The 21,832-nt window shown below is 73.6% G+C and carries 24 protein-coding genes; 10 read left to right on the top strand and 14 right to left on the bottom strand.

The features are described from left to right. Positions 1–7: 7 nt before the first annotated feature. The 3 genes from OG948_RS32115 to OG948_RS32105 form a co-directional block, all read right to left on the bottom strand. Complete coding sequence (locus OG948_RS32115; protein ID WP_406299810.1) at positions 8–847, bottom strand: N-acetylmuramoyl-L-alanine amidase; 840 nt, start codon at positions 845–847, stop codon at positions 8–10. Positions 848–1,020: 173 nt separating this feature from the next. After that, the gene (locus OG948_RS32110) at positions 1,021–3,459 is read right to left on the bottom strand and encodes an FtsX-like permease family protein (RefSeq protein WP_406299809.1); all 2,439 of its coding nucleotides are present in this window, start codon (positions 3,457–3,459) and stop codon (positions 1,021–1,023) included. Further along, the gene (locus OG948_RS32105; protein ID WP_406300383.1) at positions 3,456–4,181 is read right to left on the bottom strand and encodes an ABC transporter ATP-binding protein; all 726 of its coding nucleotides are present in this window, start codon (positions 4,179–4,181) and stop codon (positions 3,456–3,458) included. The genes OG948_RS32110 and OG948_RS32105 overlap by 4 nt, the downstream gene beginning before the upstream one ends. A 250-nt stretch (positions 4,182–4,431) precedes the next feature. Between OG948_RS32105 and OG948_RS32100 the strand changes: the two genes are divergently transcribed. The 4 genes from OG948_RS32100 (at position 4,432) to OG948_RS32085 (ending at position 8,497) form a co-directional block, all read left to right on the top strand. After that, positions 4,432–5,619: a histidine kinase gene (locus OG948_RS32100; protein ID WP_406299808.1), complete on the top strand. Its 1,188-nt coding sequence runs from the start codon at positions 4,432–4,434 to the stop codon at positions 5,617–5,619. Then, the gene (locus OG948_RS32095; protein WP_406300382.1) at positions 5,616–6,248 is read left to right on the top strand and encodes a response regulator; all 633 of its coding nucleotides are present in this window, start codon (positions 5,616–5,618) and stop codon (positions 6,246–6,248) included. Before OG948_RS32100 ends, OG948_RS32095 begins: the two co-directional genes overlap by 4 nt. A 180-nt stretch (positions 6,249–6,428) precedes the next feature. After that, complete coding sequence (locus OG948_RS32090) at positions 6,429–7,652, top strand: beta-ketoacyl-[acyl-carrier-protein] synthase family protein (RefSeq protein WP_406299807.1); 1,224 nt, start codon at positions 6,429–6,431, stop codon at positions 7,650–7,652. 347 nt (positions 7,653–7,999) lie between these two features. Next, a complete protein-coding gene (locus OG948_RS32085) occupies positions 8,000–8,497 on the top strand; it encodes a hypothetical protein (RefSeq protein ID WP_406299806.1) in 498 nt (165 codons plus the stop codon). A 241-nt stretch (positions 8,498–8,738) separates the two neighbouring features. Here OG948_RS32085 and OG948_RS32080 read toward each other — a convergent pair whose 3' ends face one another. The 4 genes from OG948_RS32080 to OG948_RS32065 all read right to left on the bottom strand — a co-directional run bounded on the left by OG948_RS32080 (position 8,739) and on the right by OG948_RS32065 (position 11,977). Next, positions 8,739–9,188: an RICIN domain-containing protein gene (locus OG948_RS32080; protein WP_402232084.1), complete on the bottom strand. Its 450-nt coding sequence runs from the start codon at positions 9,186–9,188 to the stop codon at positions 8,739–8,741. Positions 9,189–9,359: 171 nt separating this feature from the next. Next, entirely contained in the window at positions 9,360–9,791 is a 432-nt protein-coding gene (locus tag OG948_RS32075) for a DUF732 domain-containing protein (protein ID WP_406299805.1), read from the bottom strand. 207 nt (positions 9,792–9,998) lie between these two features. Then, on the bottom strand, positions 9,999–11,237 hold the full coding sequence (locus OG948_RS32070; protein WP_395865319.1) for a cytochrome P450: 1,239 nt from the start codon (positions 11,235–11,237) through the stop codon (positions 9,999–10,001). 161 nt (positions 11,238–11,398) lie between these two features. Next, positions 11,399–11,977, bottom strand: a complete 579-nt coding sequence (locus OG948_RS32065; protein WP_406299804.1) for a TetR/AcrR family transcriptional regulator — start codon at positions 11,975–11,977, stop codon at positions 11,399–11,401. Positions 11,978–12,219: 242 nt separating this feature from the next. Here OG948_RS32065 and OG948_RS32060 point away from each other — a divergent pair, with 242 nt between their 5' ends. Then, entirely contained in the window at positions 12,220–12,816 is a 597-nt protein-coding gene (locus OG948_RS32060; protein WP_406299803.1) for a hypothetical protein, read from the top strand. 88 nt (positions 12,817–12,904) lie between these two features. Here OG948_RS32060 and OG948_RS32055 read toward each other — a convergent pair whose 3' ends face one another. Continuing rightward, the gene (locus OG948_RS32055; RefSeq protein WP_406299802.1) at positions 12,905–13,498 is read right to left on the bottom strand and encodes an NUDIX domain-containing protein; all 594 of its coding nucleotides are present in this window, start codon (positions 13,496–13,498) and stop codon (positions 12,905–12,907) included. Between the two features lie 118 nt (positions 13,499–13,616). Then, positions 13,617–14,183: a TetR/AcrR family transcriptional regulator gene (locus OG948_RS32050; protein WP_406299801.1), complete on the bottom strand. Its 567-nt coding sequence runs from the start codon at positions 14,181–14,183 to the stop codon at positions 13,617–13,619. Positions 14,184–14,479: 296 nt separating this feature from the next. On the opposite strand from OG948_RS32050, the gene OG948_RS32045 reads away from it, so the two are divergent. Together OG948_RS32045 and OG948_RS32040 are read left to right on the top strand one after the other, a co-directional pair. Beyond that, positions 14,480–15,388: a TIGR03620 family F420-dependent LLM class oxidoreductase gene (locus OG948_RS32045; protein ID WP_406299800.1), complete on the top strand. Its 909-nt coding sequence runs from the start codon at positions 14,480–14,482 to the stop codon at positions 15,386–15,388. Positions 15,389–15,710: 322 nt separating this feature from the next. Then, the gene (locus OG948_RS32040) at positions 15,711–16,181 is read left to right on the top strand and encodes an N-acetyltransferase (RefSeq protein ID WP_406299799.1); all 471 of its coding nucleotides are present in this window, start codon (positions 15,711–15,713) and stop codon (positions 16,179–16,181) included. 42 nt (positions 16,182–16,223) lie between these two features. On the opposite strand, the gene OG948_RS32035 is transcribed toward OG948_RS32040, so the two are convergent. From OG948_RS32035 to OG948_RS32025, 3 genes are read right to left on the bottom strand one after another with little or no spacing between them, the layout of a single operon-like run. Further along, positions 16,224–16,859 carry a hypothetical protein gene (locus tag OG948_RS32035; RefSeq protein WP_406299798.1) on the bottom strand — a complete coding sequence of 212 codons (636 nt, stop codon included), beginning with the start codon at positions 16,857–16,859 and terminating at the stop codon, positions 16,224–16,226. Between the two features lie 4 nt (positions 16,860–16,863). Further along, a complete protein-coding gene (locus OG948_RS32030; protein WP_406299797.1) occupies positions 16,864–17,580 on the bottom strand; it encodes a 2OG-Fe(II) oxygenase in 717 nt (238 codons plus the stop codon). Then, the gene (locus OG948_RS32025) at positions 17,577–18,083 is read right to left on the bottom strand and encodes a methylated-DNA--[protein]-cysteine S-methyltransferase (protein ID WP_406299796.1); all 507 of its coding nucleotides are present in this window, start codon (positions 18,081–18,083) and stop codon (positions 17,577–17,579) included. The genes OG948_RS32030 and OG948_RS32025 overlap by 4 nt, the downstream gene beginning before the upstream one ends. Before the next feature lie 395 nt (positions 18,084–18,478). Here OG948_RS32025 and OG948_RS32020 point away from each other — a divergent pair, with 395 nt between their 5' ends. Beyond that, positions 18,479–19,033: a GNAT family N-acetyltransferase gene (locus OG948_RS32020; RefSeq protein ID WP_406299795.1), complete on the top strand. Its 555-nt coding sequence runs from the start codon at positions 18,479–18,481 to the stop codon at positions 19,031–19,033. 91 nt (positions 19,034–19,124) lie between these two features. Here the strand turns inward: OG948_RS32020 and OG948_RS32015 are convergent, their stop codons facing one another. Together OG948_RS32015 and OG948_RS32010 are read right to left on the bottom strand one after the other, a co-directional pair. Then, a complete protein-coding gene (locus OG948_RS32015; protein WP_406299794.1) occupies positions 19,125–19,460 on the bottom strand; it encodes a VOC family protein in 336 nt (111 codons plus the stop codon). Positions 19,461–19,684: 224 nt separating this feature from the next. Then, complete coding sequence (locus OG948_RS32010) at positions 19,685–20,374, bottom strand: TetR/AcrR family transcriptional regulator (RefSeq protein WP_406299793.1); 690 nt, start codon at positions 20,372–20,374, stop codon at positions 19,685–19,687. A 158-nt stretch (positions 20,375–20,532) separates the two neighbouring features. Between OG948_RS32010 and OG948_RS32005 the strand changes: the two genes are divergently transcribed. Both OG948_RS32005 and OG948_RS32000 read left to right on the top strand, forming a co-directional pair. Beyond that, entirely contained in the window at positions 20,533–21,168 is a 636-nt protein-coding gene (locus OG948_RS32005) for an NAD(P)-dependent oxidoreductase (protein WP_406299792.1), read from the top strand. A 202-nt stretch (positions 21,169–21,370) separates the two neighbouring features. Then, complete coding sequence (locus tag OG948_RS32000) at positions 21,371–21,769, top strand: DUF488 domain-containing protein (RefSeq protein WP_406299791.1); 399 nt, start codon at positions 21,371–21,373, stop codon at positions 21,767–21,769. The last annotated feature ends 63 nt before the right edge of the window (positions 21,770–21,832 follow it).

Genomic DNA, 21,832 nt, shown 5'->3' with positions numbered 1-21,832 from the left:
GGGCACCTCACGCGACCGTGAAGCCGTACTTCGCCCCCAGCCGCGTCAATGATCGCCGCCCCGGAATCCCGTCGGCGTCCGACCCGTTGTAGCCGAGCCGGCGCTGCCACTCCGCGTAGGCCCGCAGGGTCGCCGTCCCGTAGTGCCCATCGGCCAGGTTCCGCGCGAGCAGCCCCTCCGCGACCAGGGCGTTCTCGACCATCCGGGTACCCACGTAGGTGACCGGGGTGCCCTCGCGGCTCGGGTCGGACCGTGCCGCGGCGACCAGTTCGGCCAGGTCGACGGCCGGTCGCGGGGCGGGGATGTCGGGGACGGGGGTTCCGCCCGTTCCGGCCACGATGCCGGGGAAGACCCGGTCGTGGAACTGCCGCACGCGTGCGTCGCCGGGGCACGCGGTGCCGCTGATCGACCACTTGGCGAACAGTCGGTGATACCCGTAGCCCGGATCGTCCCAGGTGCGGCAGATCCGCAGCGGCAGGTCGTGCCGCTCGTGCAGCCACACGCCCAGCCGGATCAGGCTGTCCACCTGGGCGTCGGTCCACGGGTCGGTGTGCTCCAGGTTGCTCGCGGTCTCCACGCTGACCGCGCCGGTGCCGTCGGATCGGCGGTTCGCCGACGCGTTGGCGTCCGCGCGGGTCTCGGTGCCGATGTACTGCCACAGACCGCCGTCGTAGGCGCAGCCGAAGTGCGATTCGAGGTTGGTCGAGTCGCGCCAGTACTCGTACATGCGCTCCCCCGACCACGGCGCGGCGATCGAGTGCAGGATGAACTGGGTGGGACGGATGGCGGGTTGCGCGTCGGATTCCGGCTCCAGCTCGCGCTTGGTGGCTCCGGGGTACCAGGCCATGGCGGTCTCCCTGGGTCGAGGTCGGGGGACGAAGTCGCGAATGCCCATGGTCACGACGGTTCGCCGGATTTTCGATGATCTTCGGCAAACCCGGGCCAACCGCACCGAAGTCGGTGATAATGCCGTCCCGCAATCCGCCGAAAGTCACCCCGTCGGCCCGGCTCGGCCCGCTCTCACGGCGCCACCCCGCGCATCGCCCTTCGGGCCGGCAGCACACTCGCCGCGAGCGCGATCCCCAGGCAGGTCACGATCGCGCAGGTCACCGGCGCCCACGGCACCACCAGGCGCACCGGCGTACCGAGCGCGCCCGCGAGTCCCGCCCGGATCCCGAGCAGCGACGGCACCGCGACCAGGCCGCCGAGCAGCACGCCCAGTACGACCACGAACGTGGTCTCCCCCGCGACCGTCCACAACACCTGGCGGCGGGTCGCCCCGGACAGGCGCAACACCCGGAAGTCGGCGACCCGGCCGGCGCCGGCCATGAGCAGCGTGTTGCCGACGGCCAGAGCGGTGTAGCCGGCGGTCGTCGCCACCAGCAGCAGGGTGAACACGTCGATCAGTCGGTCCTCTTCGGCATCGGCCCGCCGCGCGTACGCGGCGACCCCGATCTCCCGGACGCCCAGCGCGGTCGCCGCGGGGTCGCCGCGCACGATCGCCGGCCCGTCGGTGCGGTGGACCACCTCGGTCAGCGCGTCCGGGTCGTGCGCGCGCAGCGTGTTCCGGGCGAGCAGTACGCCGTGCGAGTCCGCGCGGTCGTCGAGCACCGCGACGATCCGCAACACCCGCGTACGCCCGTCTGCGAAGGTGAACTCCGCGCTTTGGGACGGGAGTTGTCCCAGCGCCGCCAGCGTCGAGGCGGTCACCGCGACGGTGTCGGGTCCGACCAGGTCGGCGAGTGTGCCCCGGACGAGGTCGAGTCGGTCGTGTGTGCGGACGAAGGCGTCCGGGTCGACGCCGGCCGCGTCGACGGCGAGCCGGGCCGGCCCCGCGTACACGGTGCTCGCGAGCAGCGCGCTGCCGGTCACCCCCGCCACCGCGGCGTCGGACAGACCCGGCGTACCACTCGCGACCACCGCGCCGCTCGCCCGCGTCGTCGCGCTCGCGTGGTCGGCGAACGCCTCGGCGCCGGTACGGGTGTTGCCGGTGATCAGCACCACGAAGGCGATCGTGGCCAGCACCGGCGCGACGGTGGAGGCGGTGCGGCCCACGGCGGCGCAGGCGCTCTCCCGCACCAGCAGCGCGACCGCGCCCACTCGGCGGGCGAACGGGCGGGTGAGCGCGCGGGCCGGCGGGGCCACGAACACCGGGGCGAGCAGGGTCGCGCCGCTGATCGAGGCGACCGCCGTGGCCAAGGCCCAGGTGATCATCTCGGTCGGCGCCGCGAACGCGCTCGCGAGCGCGCAACCGCCGCCCAGGGCCACGCTCGCGATGCCCGCGATCCGGCGGACCCTACCGATCGGCCGTTCGTCGACGACCGCCTCGCGCAGCGCCTCCAGCGGATCGATCCGCGCGGCCCGCCGGGACGCGGACCATACGGCGACCAGCGCCGTGCCCACTCCCACCACGAACACCGCGGCCGGGATCCAGGCCCGGACCCGGATCGCGAACCCGGCCGGTTCGAAGCCGGTGTCCACCAGCATCCCGGTCGCCGCGGGTGCGCCGAGCACACCGATCAGCACGCCGGCGGCCGAACCGAGCGCGCCCAGCAGGAGCGCCTCGGCGTACAGCGCGCGTCGCACCTGCCCGGGATCGGCGCCGATGACCCGCAGCAGGGCGAGTTCGCGGCGTCGCGTGTTCACCCCGAAGGCGAACGTGCCCGCGACCACCAGGATCGTGACGAAGCCCGCGAGCCCGGCCATCGTGATGATCACCTGGGCGCCGATCCAAGACGTGCGGCGGGCCGAGGCCGGCGCCAGGTCGCGCCGGTCCGCACCGGTGAGCACGCGCGCGTCGGTGCGCGCCAGGGCCCGCGCCGCGGCGGCCACCGCCCGCGGGTCGGCGCCGTCGGTCAGCCGCACGCCCAGCACCCGCACGCCGGGGGCCAACTCTCGGGCCCGCTCGTCGGTGACGTAGTAGCCGGGCCCGCGCACCGTGCCGCTGACGGTGTACGCGGCGGGCCCACGCGCGGTCAGTACCGTGATCGACTCGCCCGGGCGCGGCCCCAGTTCGGCGTCCACGGCGATCTCGTCGGCGCGGCGCGGGGCGTGTCCGGCGACCAGCGGAGCCGGCGCGAGCGCCGTGCTCGACCATCCCCGGCCCATGCGCTCGTCCCCGTCCCGCCCGCCCACCGGCCGGCCGCCCGACACGGCCTGCGCGTAGAAGGGCCGATCCGCGACCACCTCCCGCACTCCCGGGATCGCGGCCAGTTCGCGCACGAGTTGCCCGGTTCGCTCGGGCGACCAGGGCACCGGTTCGGCGAACTCGCCGTCGCGGTCCGTGCCGTGCGCGCTGTGCAGGAGCACGGGTGTGCCGGCGTAGCGCTCGGGCACGGGTGTGCCGCCGGTGAGTTGGATCAACGCGCTCGCGGTGAGGATCGCGATGCCCAGGACCAGCGCGAGCAGCGAACCCAGGAGCGCGGTGCCGCGTTCGCGCAGTGTCGCCAGGGTGTTCACGCCCGCGCCTCCGCCGCGGCCGCGCGGGCGGCGATCGTCTCCGGGTCGGTGCGCCGCGCGAGTTCGTCGACCACTCGACCGTCGGCGAGGAGCACGACCCGGTCCGCCCAGGACGCGGCGGCCGGGTCGTGGGTGACCATGACCACGCTGTGCCCGTGCTCGTCGACCAGCGAGCGCAGCAGGCCCAGTACGGTGCGCGACGCGGTGCTGTCCAGCGCCCCGGTGGGTTCGTCCGCGAACAGGACCGCGGGCCTGGTGATCAGGGCGCGGGCGATCGCCACGCGCTGCTGCTGACCACCGGAGAGTCGGTCGGGCCGGTGGCGGGCCCGATCGGCCAGCCCCACCGCGGCCAGCGCGCGGGCCACCGCGTCCGGGTCGGCCCGGCGCCCGGCCAGTCGCAGCGGAAGCGCGACGTTCTGCTCGGCGGTGAGCGCGGAGACCAGGTTCAGCGCTTGGAAGACGAAGCCGATGTGCTCGCGGCGCAGGTGGGCCAGCGCGCGCTCGTCCAGGTCGCGGGTGATCGTGCCGGCGATGGTGACCAGGCCGGAGGTGGGCCGGTCCAGGCCCGAGGCGCAGTGCAGCAGGGTGGACTTGCCGGAACCGGAGGCGCCCATCACGGCGGTCATCGTGCCCGCGGCGATGTCCAGGTCGATCGCGTCGAGCGCGGTGACCGGGTGTCCGCCGGTGTGGAACACCCGGGTGACGTCGCGAAGCCGCACCACGACGGCGTCCGCGCGCGCCGGGGACGGGCGTTCGGTGGGCGTGCGATCGGCGGGATCCGGGCGGTCGCCCGGCAGGGCGCCGGCGGGCTGTGCGGCGGGGTCTGGAATGTGGCGCGGCACGGCGCCGGGTCGGTTCGTCACGACGTCGAGTCAAGGCGCCGGGTGGGGTCGGCGCATTGGTGCGGGCACTGGTTCGAACACTCCACCTGGCACTACCGACAGCGGCCCGGGGGCCGGCTACGGTCGAGCGGTGATTCCTCGCACTGTGTTGGAGGCGCTGACCGCGCGCCCCGTGGGCTTCCTGTCCTCGGCCTGGCCGTGGCGTTCGATCGGGTACCTGCTGGCGGGCGGGGTGCCCGGGGTCGCGGGCGGCGTCGCGGCGGGTGGGATCGCCGCTTCCTGGGATCGGATCGGGCCGGTCGCGGCGGTGGTCTGCGCGGGTCTGGTGCTCACGGTGCTGGTCGCGCTGGCGGGGCCGTTCGAGCGGCGCCGGTTGCGCCTGGTGGCGCCGGACGCCCGGCCTGCCCGGTCCTCGTTGCGGGAGCCGGCCGGGTGGCGCGAGCTGGGGTGGGGGGCGTTGTCGGTGCTCACCCTGGGGTGGGTGGATCTGGCGGTGTTGTTCGTCGCGGTGGGGATTCCCGGTGTGCTGCTCAGCGCGCCGTGGCAGCCCTCCGCGACGCCCTGGGCGTCGGTGGGCGGGGTACTCGCGGGGCTGGTGCTGCTGCCGGTCGCGGCGTATCCGATCGCGGCGTGGGCGGGGGCGCGCTCGGCGGTGGCGATCGCGGTACTGGGCTCGCGGGACGCCGAGTTGACCGAGGTACGCCGCTCCCGGGCCCGCCTGGTGGACGCGTTCGAGGCCGAGCAGCGGCGGATCGAACGGGACCTGCACGACGGCGCGCAGCAGCGCCTGGTGGCGTTGACGATGAAGCTCGGGCTGGCCGCGTTGGACCTGCCGCCCGACTCGCGGGCGGCCCGGGAGGTGGCCGAGGCGCACACCATGGCCCGCGAGGCGCTGGCGGAGTTGCGCGAGTTGATCCGGGGCGTGCATCCGCAGGTGCTGACCGAGCGCGGGTTGCCCGCCGCGATCCGCGATGTCGCGGGGCGCTCGCCGGTGCCGGTGGACACCGACGTACAGGTGACGCGGCTGCCCGCCTCGGTGGAGGTGGCCGCGTACTTCGCGGTGTGCGAGGCGCTCGCGAACGCGGCCCGGCACAGCGGCGCCGAGCGCTGCCGGGTGCACGGGCGGATCCAGGACGAGGTGCTGGTCCTGGAGGTCGCGGACGACGGGCGCGGCGGCGCGGACCCGGCCGCGGGTTCGGGTCTGACGGGGCTGGCCGACCGGGTCGCGGCGGTGGATGGTCGGATGTTGTTGTCGAGTCCGATCGGCGGGCCGACCCTGGTGCGAGTGGAGATACCGTGCGGCGTTTGCGAGTGGTGATCGCGGAGGACGCGGTATTGCTGCGCGAGGGCCTGGTGGGCCTGTTGGAGCGGTTCGGGCACCAGGTGCCGGCGGCGGTGGGCGATGGCCCCTCGCTGGTGGCGGCGGTGCGCGCGCACGCGCCGGACGTGGTGATCGCCGATGTCCGGATGCCGCCGGACTTCACCGACGAGGGCCTGCGGGCGATCCGCGAGCTCCAGCGGTTGCGGCCGGACCTGGCGGTGCTGGTGCTGAGCCAGTACGTCGAACAAACGTTCGCCGACGAGCTCCTCGACGCGCGCGACGGGGTGGGTACGGGCTATCTGCTCAAGGATCGCATCGGCGATGTGACCGAATTCATGGCCGCCCTCGATCGGGTCGCCGACGGCGGCATGGTGGTCGATCCCGAGGTGATCCGCCAACTGTTGGCCCGGCGGCGCGATCCGCTCGCCAAGGTGACGCCGCGCGAGCGCGAGGTGCTGGCGCTGATGGCCGAAGGACGCTCCAACGCGGCGGTGGCCCGGGCCCTGGTGGTCAGCGAGGCGGCGGTGTCCAAGCACATCGCGAGCATCCTGACCAAGCTGAATCTGCCGCCGGCGGCCGACGATCATCGACGGGTATTGGCCGTTCTGGCGTATTTGCGGGGCTGAGCCGGTTACCGGTCGGTTGTCGGGTCTCCACAAGTAATAGGACGTCCTCTTTATCGGTGTCGATACCCCCGGACCGGCCTTTCCCTGACAGCGTTGCGGATCAAGTGACCCGCACGCGAGCGCGAGTGGGTCGCCCGTGTCGTGTTTCCACAATGCTTCGACAGAGCTGGGGTGCGTTCTATGACGCTCGGCAAGACCGATGTGGTGGTCACCGGGATGGGTGCGACCACGCCTTTGGGCGGGGACGTGCCGTCCACGTGGGCGGCTCTCCTCGCGGGCGAGTCGGGAATCGACACCCTGGCCGATCCGTGGGCGGCCGACCTGCCGGTGCGGATCGCCGGACGGATGCGGGTCTGCCCCGAGACGGTGCTCGACCGGGTCCGTGCCCGGCGCCTGGACCGATGTCAGCAGGCCGCGCTCGTGGCGGCACGCGAGGCGTGGGCGGACGCGGGCGCGCCGACGGTCGAGCCGGAACGGTTCGCCGTGGTGGTGGGCACCGGCATGGGCGGTGCGATGACGATGCTCGCGCAGCACGACGTGCTGGCCGCGTCCGGCGTGCGCCGGGTATCCCCGCACACCGTGCCGATGTTGATGCCCAACGGGCCGGCCGCGCAGGTCAGCATGGAGCTGGGTGCCCGGGCGGGCGCGTACACCCCGGTCAGCGCGTGCGCGTCGGGCTCGGAGGCGATCGCGTACGGCTTGGACCTGATCCGGCTCGGTCGCGCCGACGTGGTGGTCGCCGGCGGCGCCGAGGCGACGATAGGCGCGCTGCCGATCGCGGGCTTCGCGCAGGCCCGCGCGCTGTCCACCTACGAGGGCGACCCCGCCGCCGCGTCGCGTCCGTTCGACGCCGGGCGGAACGGGTTCGTGATGAGCGAGGGCGCCGCGCTGGTGGTCCTGGAGCGGGCCGACTTCGCGGCGGCGCGCGGCGCGTTCGTGCACGCCTACCTGGCCGGCGCGGGGGTCACCTCGGACGCCAACCACATCACCGCCGGGTACGGTCCGGGCCAGGTCCGCGCGTTGCGGATGGCGATGGCCGAGGCGGGCGTCACCGGCGCGGACGTGGACCACATCCAGGCGCACGCCACCTCGACGCCGGGCGGCGACGCGCTGGAGGCCGCCTCGATCACCGAGGCGATCGGTACGCACGCGGCGGTCACCGCGATCAAGTCGATGCTCGGCCACCTGTGCGGCGGGGCCGGCGCGATCGCCGCGGTCGCCGCGGTGGCGTCGCTGCGCGACGGGGTCGTCCCGGCCACCATCAACCTCGACTCCCAGGATCCCGACATCGACCTCGACGTGGTCGCCAAGGAGCCCCGGGTGGGCCCGCTGAACGTGGCCGTCGCCAACGCCTTCGGCTTCGGCGGCCACAACGCGGCCCTGGTCTTCACCGCGGCCAACTAGGACCCGCCCCACCGCCACCATCGCGCCGCACCGACCCCGGTCCCCCGCCTCGCGGGCCGACCGGGGTCGTCGCGTGTTCGGGCCTTCGGTCGGGTCCGCTCCGGCGATCCCGGCGCCGCCGCCAACCCCTCGGTGCGGACACGCCGAGGGCGGAAAACCGGGTGCGTCGAGGGGCGCTCGTGCACCAGGGTGGAGGGGTCACAGCCGTCCCGGATCAGCGGGCGGAGGTGCCCGAAGGCCATATGGGAGAGGGGTTCCGGCAAGCCGTCAGGTTTTTGTCGAGCACCTCGCGCGCACCTGGTGAATCAGGAACGTCTCTGGCCTCATTCGTTTCTAGGCTGAAGGACATGAAGACCACGGGGAACACCAGTAACGCAGCCGGCGGCAGGGCCGGGAAGTCCGGCTCGATCGCCGCGTTCGCGCGGTTCGTGGTCTTCGGCGGCGGCACCGGGATCGCCTCCTCGGGCGCGCTGGTCGTGCTCTCCGACACGATGCCGATCGCGGTCGCCAACGCGTTCGTGACCGTGGTCTCCACGGTGGCCGCCACCGAGCTGCACAGCCGGTTCACCTTCGGCGGCGGGCGCGCCGGGCTGCGCGCGCACGGGCAGTCGGCACTCAGCGCGCTGGTCGCCTACCTGTTCACCACCGCCGCGGTGCTCGGGCTGCACGCGGCGGCCCCGGGCGCGGGCGTCCTGGTCGAGCAGGGCGTCTACCTGGGCGCGTCGGGCCTGGCCGGGATCGGCCGGTTCGTGGTGCTGCGGCTGTTCGTCTTCGCCCGCCCCGGCGCCCGCCCGCGGACGACCGCCCCGGCGCTCGCGCGCACCCACGTGGTGGCCGCCGCGTAGCCACGGCGACGCCGGGGCGGCACGCGGCGGTACCAGGCCCTGTCCGGCGGATCCTGGTGGATCGGGCCGCGTCGTGAGCGCAGCGAGGAGCCCGAAGGGCGGATGCCGTGCCTCGGCGTGCCCCAGAAGCAGCCGCACAGTGGTTGCATTCGGCTGCTTCTCCGAGGCGGCGAGGCGCGGTGCCGGACGGCGCGGACGCACCGGGATCCGCCGGACAGGGCCTGGGCGGCCGGCCGCGGGCTCAGCGTGCTTCGAGCGCCCACCACTGCGAGGGACGGTCGGTGTCCTCCCACTGCCGCACGTTGCCACCGGGCTCGGTACTGTCGTCGGCCACCTCGAGGAGCAGCCCGCTGACGTAGTTGATCAGCGTGACCCGCCCCGGCGCGTCCGCGTGCTGCTCCAGGATCCACTCCTGCGCGCCGAAGTTGTTCGCCCGCCAGAGTTGCACGTTGGCCCCGTTCTCCTCCGAGGCGCCGGTCACATCCAGCCGCTTCCCGCTGACCACGTGCTCCAGGTGGTACACCGCGCCGCCCGCGTGTACGGCGGTGATCCGCCAGTGCTGCGCGGTGGAGCCGTCCTCGGCGCCCTGCCACACGTTGGCCCCGCTGTTCGTACGCCCGCCCTCGACCTCGAGGACCAGCCCACTGTGCACGTTGCGCACCACGTACACACCCTCGTCAACGCCGCCCACGTCGCTCCCCTGGTCCCGGTCCATCGATCTTGAACCAGTCACCTTCGCACGCCGCTCCCACACTCCGCCCGCCGGCCGCCGGGCCCGCCCCGTTCGGGACATCCGAGTGGGTGACCGCGTCGCGGACACCGCTCCGGCCGCGCCGTCCCGGTGGCGTCCCGCCTCCGCCGCCTACTTGCGGCCTCCCGCCGGGCAGTACACCGTCATCGCCGCGTTCGTGATGGCGGCGGCCTCCTCGCGGGTGAAGGTGACGCCCATGATGCGGCCCGCGATCTCGTCGCGCTCCCTGCCCATCGCGACCCATCCGCAGGACACGTTGGCCATGCTCAGCAATACGTTCAAGTCGGCCTTGGCGCCCACCAGTTGTGGCGCCACCCGACCCAGTTCGGCGATGAAGCGGGCATCGCTCGGCGAGCGACTGTCGCCGGCCGAGGCGGAGTTCGCCCCCGATCCGGCAGCCGGCGTCGCCGGGTCGCCATCCCCCTTGCCCCGCACCAGGGTCGACACGAACACGGCGGCGCCGATCACCAGGACGATGGCAACGCATGCCCCGACAACGCGGTTGCCGATGCGTCGGCGCGGCTGCGACGACTGACTGCTCACGAGACCCCCCACGGTCGGATGCCGCGGAGGCTACGCCCCCGAACCCCCCGCCCGGACCTCGTTCACCGAGTCGTGACCTTCCCCGACGCCCAAGCCCCGCCCCGAAAGCCGCGAAGGCGCCGCCCGCTGCTCCCGTAGCGGACGGCGCCTGTCACGTTCGGCCGAGTCGCGGGTCGTCGACCGACGCTCCTGCCGAGATCCGGTGGGCTACTTGCCCGTGTAGTGCACCTGGAGTTCCTTGATGCCGTTGATCCACGCGTGGCGAAGTCGGCGAGGGTCGGCCGCCTTGGTGATGTCCGGCATCGCGTCGGCGATCGCGTTGAACATCAGGTTGATCTCCATCCGGGCCAGCGAGGCACCCAGGCAGAAGTGCGGACCGCCACCGCCGAAGCCCAGGTGCGGGTTCGGGTTGCGGGTGATGTCGAACTTCATCGGGTTCTCGAACACGTCGGCGTCGTAGTTGGCCGAGCTGTAGAAGATGCCGACCCGCTGCCCCGCCTTGATCTCCTGGCCGCCGAGCACGGTGTCCTGGGTCGCGGTGCGCTGGAAGGACATCACCGGCGACGAATACCGCACGATCTCGTCCGCCGTGGTCTCCGGGCGCTCCGCCTTGTACAGCTCCCACTGGTCGGGGTTGTCGAAGAACGCGAGCATCCCGTGCGTGATCGCGTTGCGCGTGGTCTCGTTGCCCGCGACCGCCAACAGCAGTACGAAGAAGCCGAATTCGTCCGAGGACAGGCTGCCGTCGGACTCCGCGGTGATCAAGCGGGTGACGATGTCCTGCGCCGGGCACGCCTTGCGCTCCTCGGCCATGCCCATCGAGTACAGCATCAGCTCGGCGGCGGCCTGTGCGCCGACCTCGGTGGACTCCGCGTACTCCGGGTCGTCGTACCCGAGCATCTTGTTCGACCACTCGAAGATCTTCTTGCGATCCTCCTGCGGTACGCCGATCAACTCCGCGATCGCCTGCAACGGCAGCTCGCACGCGACCTCGGTGACGAAGTCGCCGGAGCCCTTGAGCTTGGCGTCCGCCACGATCTGCGCGGCCCGCTCGGTCAGCGCGGCCTGGAGGGCGTTGATCGCCCGGGGCGTGAAGCCGCGCTGGACGATGCTGCGCAGCCGGGTGTGCTCCGGCGGGTCGATGTTGATCATGATGAGCTTCTGCGCGTCGATGTTGGACATGTCCATGCCCTCGGCGAACCGGATGATCGCCGTGTTCTTGTTCGTCGAGTAGATCTCCGGCTTGGTGGAGACCTCCTTGACGTCCGCGTGCCGGGTGACCAGCCAGTAGCCGTCGTCGCCGAAGTTGGACACCTCGGGCGTCTGCGGGACCCACACGACCGGGGACGTCTTGCGCAACTGGGCGAACTCGTCCAGCGGGATGCGCGTGGTGTACAGGTCGGGGTCGGTGGGGTCGAAGCCGTGGTCGAGGACCGGACACGTCATGGTGGAACTCCCGTTGCCGGAGGGTGTGCGAGGTCGCCGCGGAAACCGGCCGGGGACGGGTGCCGGAAGCGCGGTGGTGCGGTGCTGCGTGCGAGGTGGTGTGCCTGTGCGGGTGGTCTGGCTGGGTGTCGTGCCTGGGTGGTGCGGTGTGGTGGTGCGGGTCAGACCCCGGCGACCGGGCCCGACGCCCTGCGGCGTGGGCCCAGGAGCTTGCGGACCACACCGCGCAGGATGCGACCGAGCTCGTCGTCGGGCAGTTCCGGGAAGGCGGCGACGGCGGAGTAGATGCCGCCCATCACCACGGCCGTGGACACGCGGTACTCGATCGAGTCGTCGACGTCGTCGAGGACTTCGCGCACCCGCGCGGTGATCGAGGCGAGTCGGGGCTTGATGGCGCGGTGGCGCCCGATCGCGACGTCCCGATCGAGGATGACGGCGAGGGTGCGGTATCGGATCAGGAACTCCACGTAGCCCTCGAACAGCAGGCGCTGGCGAGCGGTGCTGCCGCGCCTGCTCTCGGCGACCTCCAACACCCGGTCCAGGTCGTTCAGGGCCGGGCGCAGGAGGGCGTCGAGCAGTTCGTCCTTGGTGCGGAAGTGGTAGTACAGGGCGGCCTTGGTCACCCCGACCCGATCGGCGATGGCCTGCAGCGAGGTGCCGGCGAAACCTTGTTCGCCGAACAGTTCCTCTGCCGCCTGGAGCACCTTGTCATAGGTGTCCTCCGGTGCCGGGATCGCCACGGGTCCCCCTTCCTGTTGGGCATGAACATACGTCGACCTCTGCCAATCGACAAGGCTGATGGGCCGTCAATTTTCACCTCGGCACCGTTGTTCGCACGGAAAGTGGCTTGCCGTTCGGCCAGGGACGGGGCCGGGCGCACTGACGGTCGGGCAGGTCGACCCGACCGGCCCGGGATCGCTCCCGATCGGCCCCGTACGGCCGCGTCCGACCGGGGCACGTCGCGCGCCGGTAGGTTGCCGGCATGAGCGACTTCGACGCCGTCATCGAGGCGGAGCGGCAGCGGTCGGCGGCCACGGCGGCCGGCGGGGCGGCGGCGGGACGTCCGGAGGACTGGCTCCGGACCGTCGCACGCATCGAGCTGCTCCTGGCCGCGACGGCGGCGGAATTGGCGAACCGGAACGCCGTGGCGCTGCCGGTGGTCGCGTTCCCGCCGAGGAGGGGCCCGGCGCGCTTGACCCGCCGCCCGACCGCCGTCGTCGTCGACCGGCGTCGACCGGTCCTGGATCTGTTCTCGCTCGACGCGCGCGGTGGGCCGTTCCTGGAGCGGGGCGCCCTGGCGGCCGAGGAGGTCTGGCTGCGCGTCTCGCACGCCGGTCGGGCCAAGGCGCTGCGCGCGGCCCTGCTCGGCGCCGGCCTGACACCGCAGACCGTCATCCTCCGCGAGGGCCCGCCGATCGTGCTCGATGCCGACCGGGCCGCACGCGAGGGTCGCGCCGGCGGCTGCTTCGGCGTCGCGGACGACGGCACGCTGGTGGTGTATCCGCCGGCCGACGCCGCACCGGTCCCGCTCGTCGAGGCGCTGACGGCGGCCGTGGCGAACGCCGCCCCGCAGGTCTGAGCGGCGCCGCCCGGATCAGCCGAGCCGGCGCCCCGGCAGGCACCCCGCACACCGCACCCCGCACGCCGGCCGCGGCCCGCCGCGCGCGTCAGCGCGCGGTCTCGACGTCCCCGGTGTCCACGTCTTCGATCTCGGCGCCCGCCGTGCCGACGTCCGCCGCATCGACCTCCCCGGCCTCGACGTACATCGCCCGGCCGCTCTCCCGCGCCCGCAGCGCCGCTCGCAGTCGTGCGGCCCGCCCCGCCGGCATCGCGGCCGCGCCCCGATCCGGTGTCAGCAGGTGCCAGGCCCGCAACTCGTCGGCCTGGAGCCGGATCCCGGCGAGCCGATCCGGAGTCAGCACGCCGCCGTCGAACAACCAGCGCATCCCGCCACGGTGTCCGTCCACCGGCGCCACCCACTGCGCCACGAGCAGGTTCGGCGGCCCGTCCAGGGTGATGCCCAGTTCCTCGCGAACCTCGCGGACGCAACCCGCCCACGGCGATTCCCCCGGCTCCAGGATCCCGCCCGGAAACTCCAACCCCGGCTTGTAGTCCGGCTCGACGAGCAGCACGCGGCCCCGGTCGTCGAAGAACAACGCCCCCGCCGCGACGGTCAACGCGCTCCGCGCCGGATCGTCCGCGCGGCCCTCGCCCGGGCCGCCCGCACCGCTCCCCGAAAGGCCGTTCGCATGCTCGTCCATGACACCGAAGTCTGGCCCAGCCCGCGGCGCACCGGCCGACAGGGTCCCGGCCGGCGACGTGTTCCGCGTCCGGGCCCGCGACGCCGGTCACCCACGGCGTCGGATCGAGGACGCCGGATCAGGGGCGCGTGGCGAGGCCGAGGACGACCACGTCGACGAGCTTCGGCAACCGCTCCGGGTCGTCGACGCCGCGCTGTTCGTGGGCCCAGGCGATGCCGTGGGCGAGGGTGAAGAGCTCGTCGGTGTCGATGTCGGCGCGGACCTCGCCGGCCGTCTGGGCGCGCGCGAGCAGGTCGGCGCCGGCCGCGCGCATCGCGTGGCACGAGGCGTACAACTCGGAGGTCTCGTCGGCGAGCGTTGCCATCAACGTCGCGCTCATCCCCCGGAACGTGCCGGCGCCCTCGATCAGCAGCCGCAGCCAGGTGGCCAGCGCGTCGCGCGCGGCCGCGGTGTCGGCCAGCGCCCGAGCCCGCGCGGTGAGGCCGTCGTAGCGGTCCCGCACCACCGCCTCGACGAGCGCGTCACGGGAGGGGAAGTGCCGGTACAGCGTGCCGATGCCGACCCCGGCCCGGCGGGCGAGCTCCTCCAGCGACGCGTCGATGCCCTGTTCGGCGAACACCACCCGGGCTTCGGCGAGCAGGCGCTCGTAGTTGCGGCGGGCATCGGCACGCATCGGTCGGGTCATCGGTGTTCCCTCTCGGACGTTGTCAAACGGAGCCTGCCTCCATATGGTGGTCGAAGCAAACCGGAGGCAGCCTCCGGAATGTCCCGGCCACACCCGTGCCCGGTGCCGCGGCAACCCCGCCCCCGGGCACGGCCATGCCCCGGCACCATCCCGGTCCCCGGCCCCGTCCGATGCCGCACGCGGGAAACCCGTCGCGGCCTCGGCGGTCGACGACCGGCGGCCGGTGACCCGCACCCCATGACCTGTACCTGTGACCTGTGACCTGTGACCGCCCACCAACGGAAACGGAACCACCGATGACGCACGACAAGGCCGCCCTCGGGCGGCTCGGCCTGTGGACCTTCGCGTTCGACGGCCAACCCGCCGGCGCGGTGCGCGAGGCGGCGGCCGAGATCGAGGAACTCGGCTACGGCGGCCTGTGGGTCGGCGAGGGCATCGGCCGCGAGGCCGGCACGCACGCCCAACTCCTGCTCGCCGCGACCCGTACGCTCCCGGTCGCCACCGGCATCGCGATCATGTCCGAGCGCACCCCGCGCCTGATGGCCGCGACCGAGCGCACCCTCAACGAGGCCTACCCGGACCGCTTCGTGCTGGGCCTGGGCGGCCACCGCACCGCCGACCAGGCCGACATACCGGGCATGCCCAAGGCGAACACCGCTCCCGCCGTCGCCGGCGTCGGCGCCTACCTGGACGAGATGGACGCCGCCGTGCTGATCGGCACCCCGCCCGAACGCCCCGGCCGCCGGGTGCTCGCCGCGCTCGGCCCGAAGATGCTGGCACTGGCCGGCGCACGCACCTGGGGCGCGCACACCTATCTGGTGACGGTGGACCACACCGCGCTGGCCCGGAAGACGATGGGCCCGGACCCGTACCTGTCGGTGTCCCTGACCACGGTGCTGTCCCCGGACCGGGCCCGGGCCGTGGAGGTCGCGCGCGGCTTCGCATCCGGCTACCGGGTCGCCCGGCACCAGGTGAACAACCTGCGCCGAATGGGCTTCTCCGAGGCCGAACTCGACGGCGAGGGCACCCGCCTGGTCGACGCACTGTGCGCGCTGGGCGATCTCGACGCGATCGCCGAGCGGATCCGCGAACACCTGGACGCGGGCGCCGACCACGTCTGCCTCCAGGTCCTCACCCCGGACCAGGGCCGCATACCGCTCCCCGAATGGCGCGAACTGGCCTCACTCGTGCGCGAGTTCACGTAGGACCCCGGCCACCCGGTCGAAGCGCCCCACCCACTCGACGGCGATGGCGACGGCACGACCGGGCTCCCGCCCGGCGGCCGACGCCCGCACACCGGCACCCGCCGCCGGATGGCGCCACGCGGCAGCGGCCGAAACCGAAGCCGACCTCCGAGCCCGACGCCCGGCCACGCCACCGCACCGGATCCGCCAAGGCACCCGCACGGCTCCCGCCCCCGCTCCACACGGGACGCGTCCGCCCGCCGCCGACCCCACACCCACCTCGCGCCACACCCGCCCGGCGCGTCACTCCCACCGCTCCCGCCTACCGGCGTAAGCTCCCGACATGTCCGAACGCACCTTCGTCCCCGACGAGTTCGTCGTCCCCGCGCCCCCGGTCACGCCGTCCTTCCGGTTGGAACCGCTGGCCGCCCGGCACAACCGGGCCGATCTGACCGCGTGGTCGTCGAGCATCGAGCACATCCGGGCCACGCCCGGCTTCGCGGACCGACACTGGCCGCCGCTCGACGGCATGACCGCCGACGAGAACCTGCGCGATCTGGTCCGGCACGCCGACGACTTCACCAAGCGCACCGGCTTCACGTACACCGTGCTCGACAACGGTGGCAACGCCGGTGACTACGACGTGATCGGCTGTGTGTACATCTACCCCGACCGCGAAGACCCCGCCGTCACCTCGGTGCGTTCCTGGGTACGGGCGGACCGAGCCGAACTCGACGCGCCGCTGTACCGCGAGGTCTCCGCGTGGTTGGCGGAACACTGGCCGTTCGAGCACATCCGGTACGCCGCGCGGTAGCCGGCGCCGGCCGGCCTCCGCGGCGGGCCCGCGGGTCGTCGGTCACCCCGGCCGGGCCGCCGCCCACCAGGCACCCTCGTCCCGGTCCGGGTCCGTGATCGCATCCGCCAACGACGCGAAGGCGTAGGTGCGTTCCGGGTCCCAGTCGGTGTTGCGCAGCAGTCGCTCGCGCATGCCGGCCCACCCCGGTGCCGAGCCCGCCACCACCCACGCGTCCGGTGCGTGCGCGGTCAACCGCCGGGCCGGGCGCAGCCAGGACGCGGCCTGTTCGGGCCAGGAGACCACCGCGACCACCTCCCCGAGCCAGGCCGCCGCGAGCGCGTGCGCGGCGGCGGTCGAGGCGCGGTCCCGGCCGTGCCCGATCGCCAGCGTCCGCCGACCGGCCAACCTGCGGAGCAGGTCCGCCAGTTCGGCCTCGGTGTGCGGCGCCGGCGGGCGGCCCTTCCAACGGGCGTAGGCGACCGGCAGGCACACCGCGCACGGCCGGAACCCGGCCCTGATCGCGGTCGCCTCGTCGGCGAAGAAGACCCGGCCGGCGACGTAGCCGCCGCGCTGGATCGCCCGCAACGCGCTGCGGCAGTCCAGCCGCCCGTACAGCCGCCCGCCCGTGGTGCCGCCGAGCGTGCCCGGCGTCGCACTGCGGTAGGGCCGCCCGTCCGGCCCGATCAGCGTGTACATCACGTCACGCCGCGTCGTGGAAGACGAGGCCCAGGGTGCGGCGCAGCCCGGAGTGCACCGTGCTGACGCCGTGCCGCATCGGCGCCGCCGACCAGCCTCGGGCCGAGCGGATCGGCCGGTCCCGGGTGGTGAAGACCAGCCCGTGCCCCCGGGGCAGGCTGATCGCGGTGCCGCGCGATTGGGCCCGGAAGCGCTGCTCGGCCATCAGGAATTCGCCGCCGGTGTAGTCGACGCCGGGCTCGTCCAGGCCGATCACCACCTGGAGCGGGAAGACCAGGTCGCCGTACAGGTCCCGGTGCAGCGCGTTCCAGTCGCCCGGTCCGTAGCGCAGCAGGATCGGCGTCGGCCTGGTCTGACCCGCCGCGTGACACATCGTCAGCCACTCGTCCAGGGTGTCCGGCCAGGGCGCGGGTCGCCCCAGGCGGGCGGCCCACGCGCGGGCGATCGGCAACAGGTGCGGGTAGCAGGACGCGCGCAGCGCGGCGATCGGCTCGGGCACGGGCGCGGCGAAGTAGCGGTACCGCCCGGCGCCGAAGCGATGCCGGGCCATGTCGATGGTGGCTCGGAAGAGCTCGGGGCGGTCGTACAGTTGGGCGATCTCACGGCACGTGTCCGGGTCCAGGATCCGGTGGGTCAGCGCATGTCCGTGCTCGTCCACCCGTGCGGCCAAATCCGTGGTGGCCGCGGGCGTGCCGGCGAACAGCGTGTCCACGGCGCTCACCGCAGGCGCGCCGGCAGCGCGCCCTCGTGGTCGAGCAGGTACTCCTTGCGGTCCAGGCCGCCCGCGTACCCGCGCAGCGCGCCGTCCGCGCCGATCACCCGGTGGCAGGGCCGGATCAGCAGCAGCGGGTTGGCCCCGATCGCGGTGCCCACCGCGCGCACCCCCGCCCGCGAGGTGCCCACCCGTTCGGCGATCGCGCCGTATGTGGTCGTGGTGCCGTACGGGATCTCGTCGATCGCGGCCCAGATGCGTTCCTGGAAGGCCGAGCCGCGCGGCGCCAGGGGTAGGTCGAAGTCGCGCAGGTCGCCCACGAAGTAGGCGCCGAGTTGGCGCACCACCTCGGCGAACGGGGCCGCGTCGGGGCGCGAGTCGGCGGGCACGGCGGCGCCGCCCTTCTGTCCGGGCACGGACAGCGAGGACAGCGCGAGCGTGCCGTCGGCGCGCTCGTCGCCGATCAGCAGCAGTTCGCCCAGGGGGCTGTCGAGGGTGGTGTGGACGGTCATGGTCGCTTCCTTCGTCGAGATCGCGATGGCCGTGCGCATCGGTCGGGGACCGGCCTTGCGCACTGGTCATAGGTGCTTCCGGATCCCACTGTGCGCGATCGCGAGCGCGCCGTCCGGCGGGAATCGGACATCGCGTTGTGCCCCGATTCGGGGTGCGGGCGGAGCGGGTGGCGGCCGGGTCGTCGGTCGGATGGCGCCCGCGATCGAGCCTGCGTGCGGTCGGGTCGACGGAGCGATCGGCGATCCGGTCGCGATCCACCCCCGTCCCTTTCGTGGTCCGGCTCCCCGTCCGGCCCCCGTCCGGTTCGCGGTCCGGTTCGCGGTCCGGTCTCGTCCCGTTCGCGGTTCGCCCCCCGTCCGGTTCGCGTCCGGTCCCGCTCGGGCAGGATGGTCCGATGATCGAGACGGACCGACTCCTGCTCCGCCGCTGGCGCGACGACGACCTGCCCGCGCTCACCGCGATGAACGCCGACCCCGAGGTGATGCGCTACGTGGGCGACGGCCTGCCGCGCACCCCCGAGCAGAGCGCCGCCGCCCTGGTCGAGTACGAACGGGCCTGGCAGGCACGCGGCTTCGGCCTGTTCGCGATCGAACTGCGCACCGCCGAACCGGGCCCGGTCGGCGCGCTCGCGGGCTGGGCGGGCCTGGCCGTACCGGAGTTCCTGCCGGAGGTGATGCCCGCGGTCGAGATCGGGTGGCGGCTGGCCCGACCGTACTGGGGCCACGGCATCGCCACCGAGGCCGCCGTCGAGGTGCTGCGCTTCGCCTTCGAGTACGCCCGCGTGCCGCGCCTGATCTCCATCTGCCATGTGGACAACACCGCGTCCGCGAAGGTGATGGCCAAGCTGGGCATGACCGAGGAACGCCGCACCACGGTGCCCGCCCATGGGAAGAAGCCGGTCCTGGTCACCGAACTCGCCAGGGGCCGCTACCTGCGCACCCGCACCTGACCCGAACCGGCCCCGGCCGCACGGAGCGTGGCGCCGACACCGCGGGGATCCCGGTCGGACCTCCCTCCGGCGTCGGCGGCCGTGCGTTCGCTCAGCCCGAAACGCAGAACTCGTTGCCCGCGGGGTCCTGCATGGTGGTCCACTTCAGCCCGGGCGCGTCGCGCTCGGCCACCACCGTCGCGCCCAGGCCCACCAGCCGCTCGACCGCGTCCGCCCGGTCCGGTGCCGAGAAGTCCACATGCACCCTGTTCTTGCCGACCCGCTCCTCGGGCACCCGCTGAAAGCCCAGGACCACCGGCTCGGCGCCGACGATGACGAACTCGCCGAAGTCCTCGGCGATCTCCACTCCCAGTGCGTTCGCCCACCAGGCGGCGAGGCTGCGCGGATCGGCGCAGTCGATCGTGATCATCCGCGGTGTCAACTCCATGCACGCACGATACGAGCAGCGACCGACAGGTCGGTGCAGCCGAGCCCTTCGGGGCTCGGAGTGTCGCAGACCGCGCCGACAGCCGACCGTGCCCACGGCACCGGCTCGCAACCGGGCACGACCCACCGCACCCGCAAACGCACCACCCGGCACGCACCCCACAACGCACCACCCGGGCACGCACCACGCACCACGGCACCGGGCCGACTCGACGCGTTCGCCGGTCACGGTCGCGCGATGCCTCGCATCAGCGTCCCGGCCGCGCTCGCGGCGAACTCGGCCACCGTCGGACCGTCCTCGATGCCCATGAAGTGCCGCAGGAACGCGCGTTGGTAACACGCGCCCAGCAACATCGCGGCGGCCGCCTCCGGGTCGGCGTCCGGGGCGATCCGGCCGCGGTCGCGCTCGACCGTGAGATAGGCGGCGAGCAGGCGCAGCGGCACGTGCGGACCGGCGCCGATGCCGCGCAGCGCCTCGCGGTGCCGGCGCAGCAGCGCGGGTTCGGCGAACAGCGACGAGGCGATCGGCATGCTCTGCTCGTAGAACTCCGCGGCCCGAGTCGCGATCGCCGTCAGCCGCCGCTCCACCCCGCCGGGCTCGTCCGGCCCGTCGGGCCCGTCCGACTCGACGGCCAGTTGGGCCAGCAACGGACCCAGCGGTGGCAGCCGCTCCTGGAGGACCGCCACGAACAGTTCCTCCTTGCCGGTGAAGTGCTTGTACAGCCCGGCCTCCGAACAACCGGCGGCGCGGGCGATCTCCTTGGTCGTGGTGCGCGCCAGTCCGAGCGTGCGCATCAGGTGCTCGGCGGCGTCCAGGATCCGCTGCCGGGTGGGTACGACCTGCTGCCGGCGCCCGGGGGTCGGCGCCGGTTGCGGCTCCCGCCGCTGGGGTTCGGGGCGGGTCGAGTGCGGCATCGCGGCGGTCGTCCGTTCTTCGTGGGCGGTCCGGTCCGGGCGATTTCGGGCCGGTCCGATGGGGTTCGGCGCGGTCCGGTCCCGGACTTGACGCAGGGGTGAGCAAGTATTCACCATGTACAGGTGAGTGAACACTCACCCACCTCGGGAGGCAACACATGAGGCTCACCGTTCTCGGAGCGACCGGCGGCACCGGCGAACACGTCCTGCGCCATGCCGTCGCCGCCGGACACAAGGTCACCGCCGTGGTCCGCGCGCCGTCCCGACCCGCCTTCGAACACCCGAACATCGAGGTCGTATGGGCGGACGTGACGGACCCGGCCGAACTGCGCGAGGCGATCGAGGGCCGCGACGCGGTGTTGTCCGGGATAGGACCGCGCAACCGCAGGGCCGCCGGCATCGCGGCGGCGGCGACCGCCGCGATCCTGAGCGCGATGGCCGACACCGGCGTACGGCGCCTGGTGACCATCAGCGCCGCCCCGGTGGGCCCGACGCCGACCGAGGACTCGGTGTTCGTACGCGGCGCGCTGATCCCGATCCTGCGCGCGATCCTCAAGGACGTGTACGCGGACCTGGACGCGATGGAGGGCGAGTTGGCCCGCAGCGAGAGCGACTGGACCTCGATGCGACCGCCGAGGCTGACCAACGGGTCCGGCACCGGCACCTACCGCACCCACATCGGCGGCAGCGTCCCACGCGGCGGCACCATCGCCCGGGCCGACCTCGCACACGGCATGCTCGCGGTCCTGGACGACCCGGCCACCTACCGACGGCCGGTGGGCATCGCGTACTGAGGCCGGGCCCGGAGGCGGGCGCGAGTGGCACGCGCGCGCCGCGCCCGGCGTGACGGTGCGGGATGCGCGGGCGGCGTGACCGGTGCGGGCGACACCCACGATCGGTGGCGGTGAACGCCCCCTGCGATCACGTCGATCGACGCGCCCGGTGAGATCGACCCGAGCCGGGTACACGCCGGCACCGATCCCCACGGGAGGCACGATGAGCCGGCGCGGCACCGCCGACGGACCCACCATCAGCGTCCGCCGGGTGTACGAACCCGCCGAACCCGACGACGGGCTGCGCGTCCTGGTCGACCGGTTGTGGCCGCGCGGCCTCGCCAAGGCGGACGCGCGGCTGGACGACTGGCCCAAGGAGTTGACCCCGTCCACCGAGCTGCGCCGGGCCTGGCACGCCGGCGGGCCGGCCGAGGACGTGTTCCGCGCCCGCTACCGCGACGAACTCGACACCGCGCCGGCGCGCGCGGCCCGCTCCGCCCTGCTCACCCGGGTGGGCGACGGCCGACTCACGCTGCTCACCGCCGTCCGCGACCCGGAGCACAGCCATGTCCCGGTCCTGGTCGCCTACCTCGGCGAGGACCGGCGGGAAGACCACCGGTAGGAGCCCGCGTCGACCGGCCGGACGGACCACCGACCGCCGTCCGGCCGGTCGCGACCGCGGCCC

The sequence above is a fragment of the Embleya sp. NBC_00888 genome, assembly GCF_045207655.1.
GTDB lineage: Bacteria > Actinomycetota > Actinomycetes > Streptomycetales > Streptomycetaceae > Embleya.
Note: the sequence above shows the minus strand (reverse complement) of the source record. Positions and strands in the feature narration are given on the sequence as shown.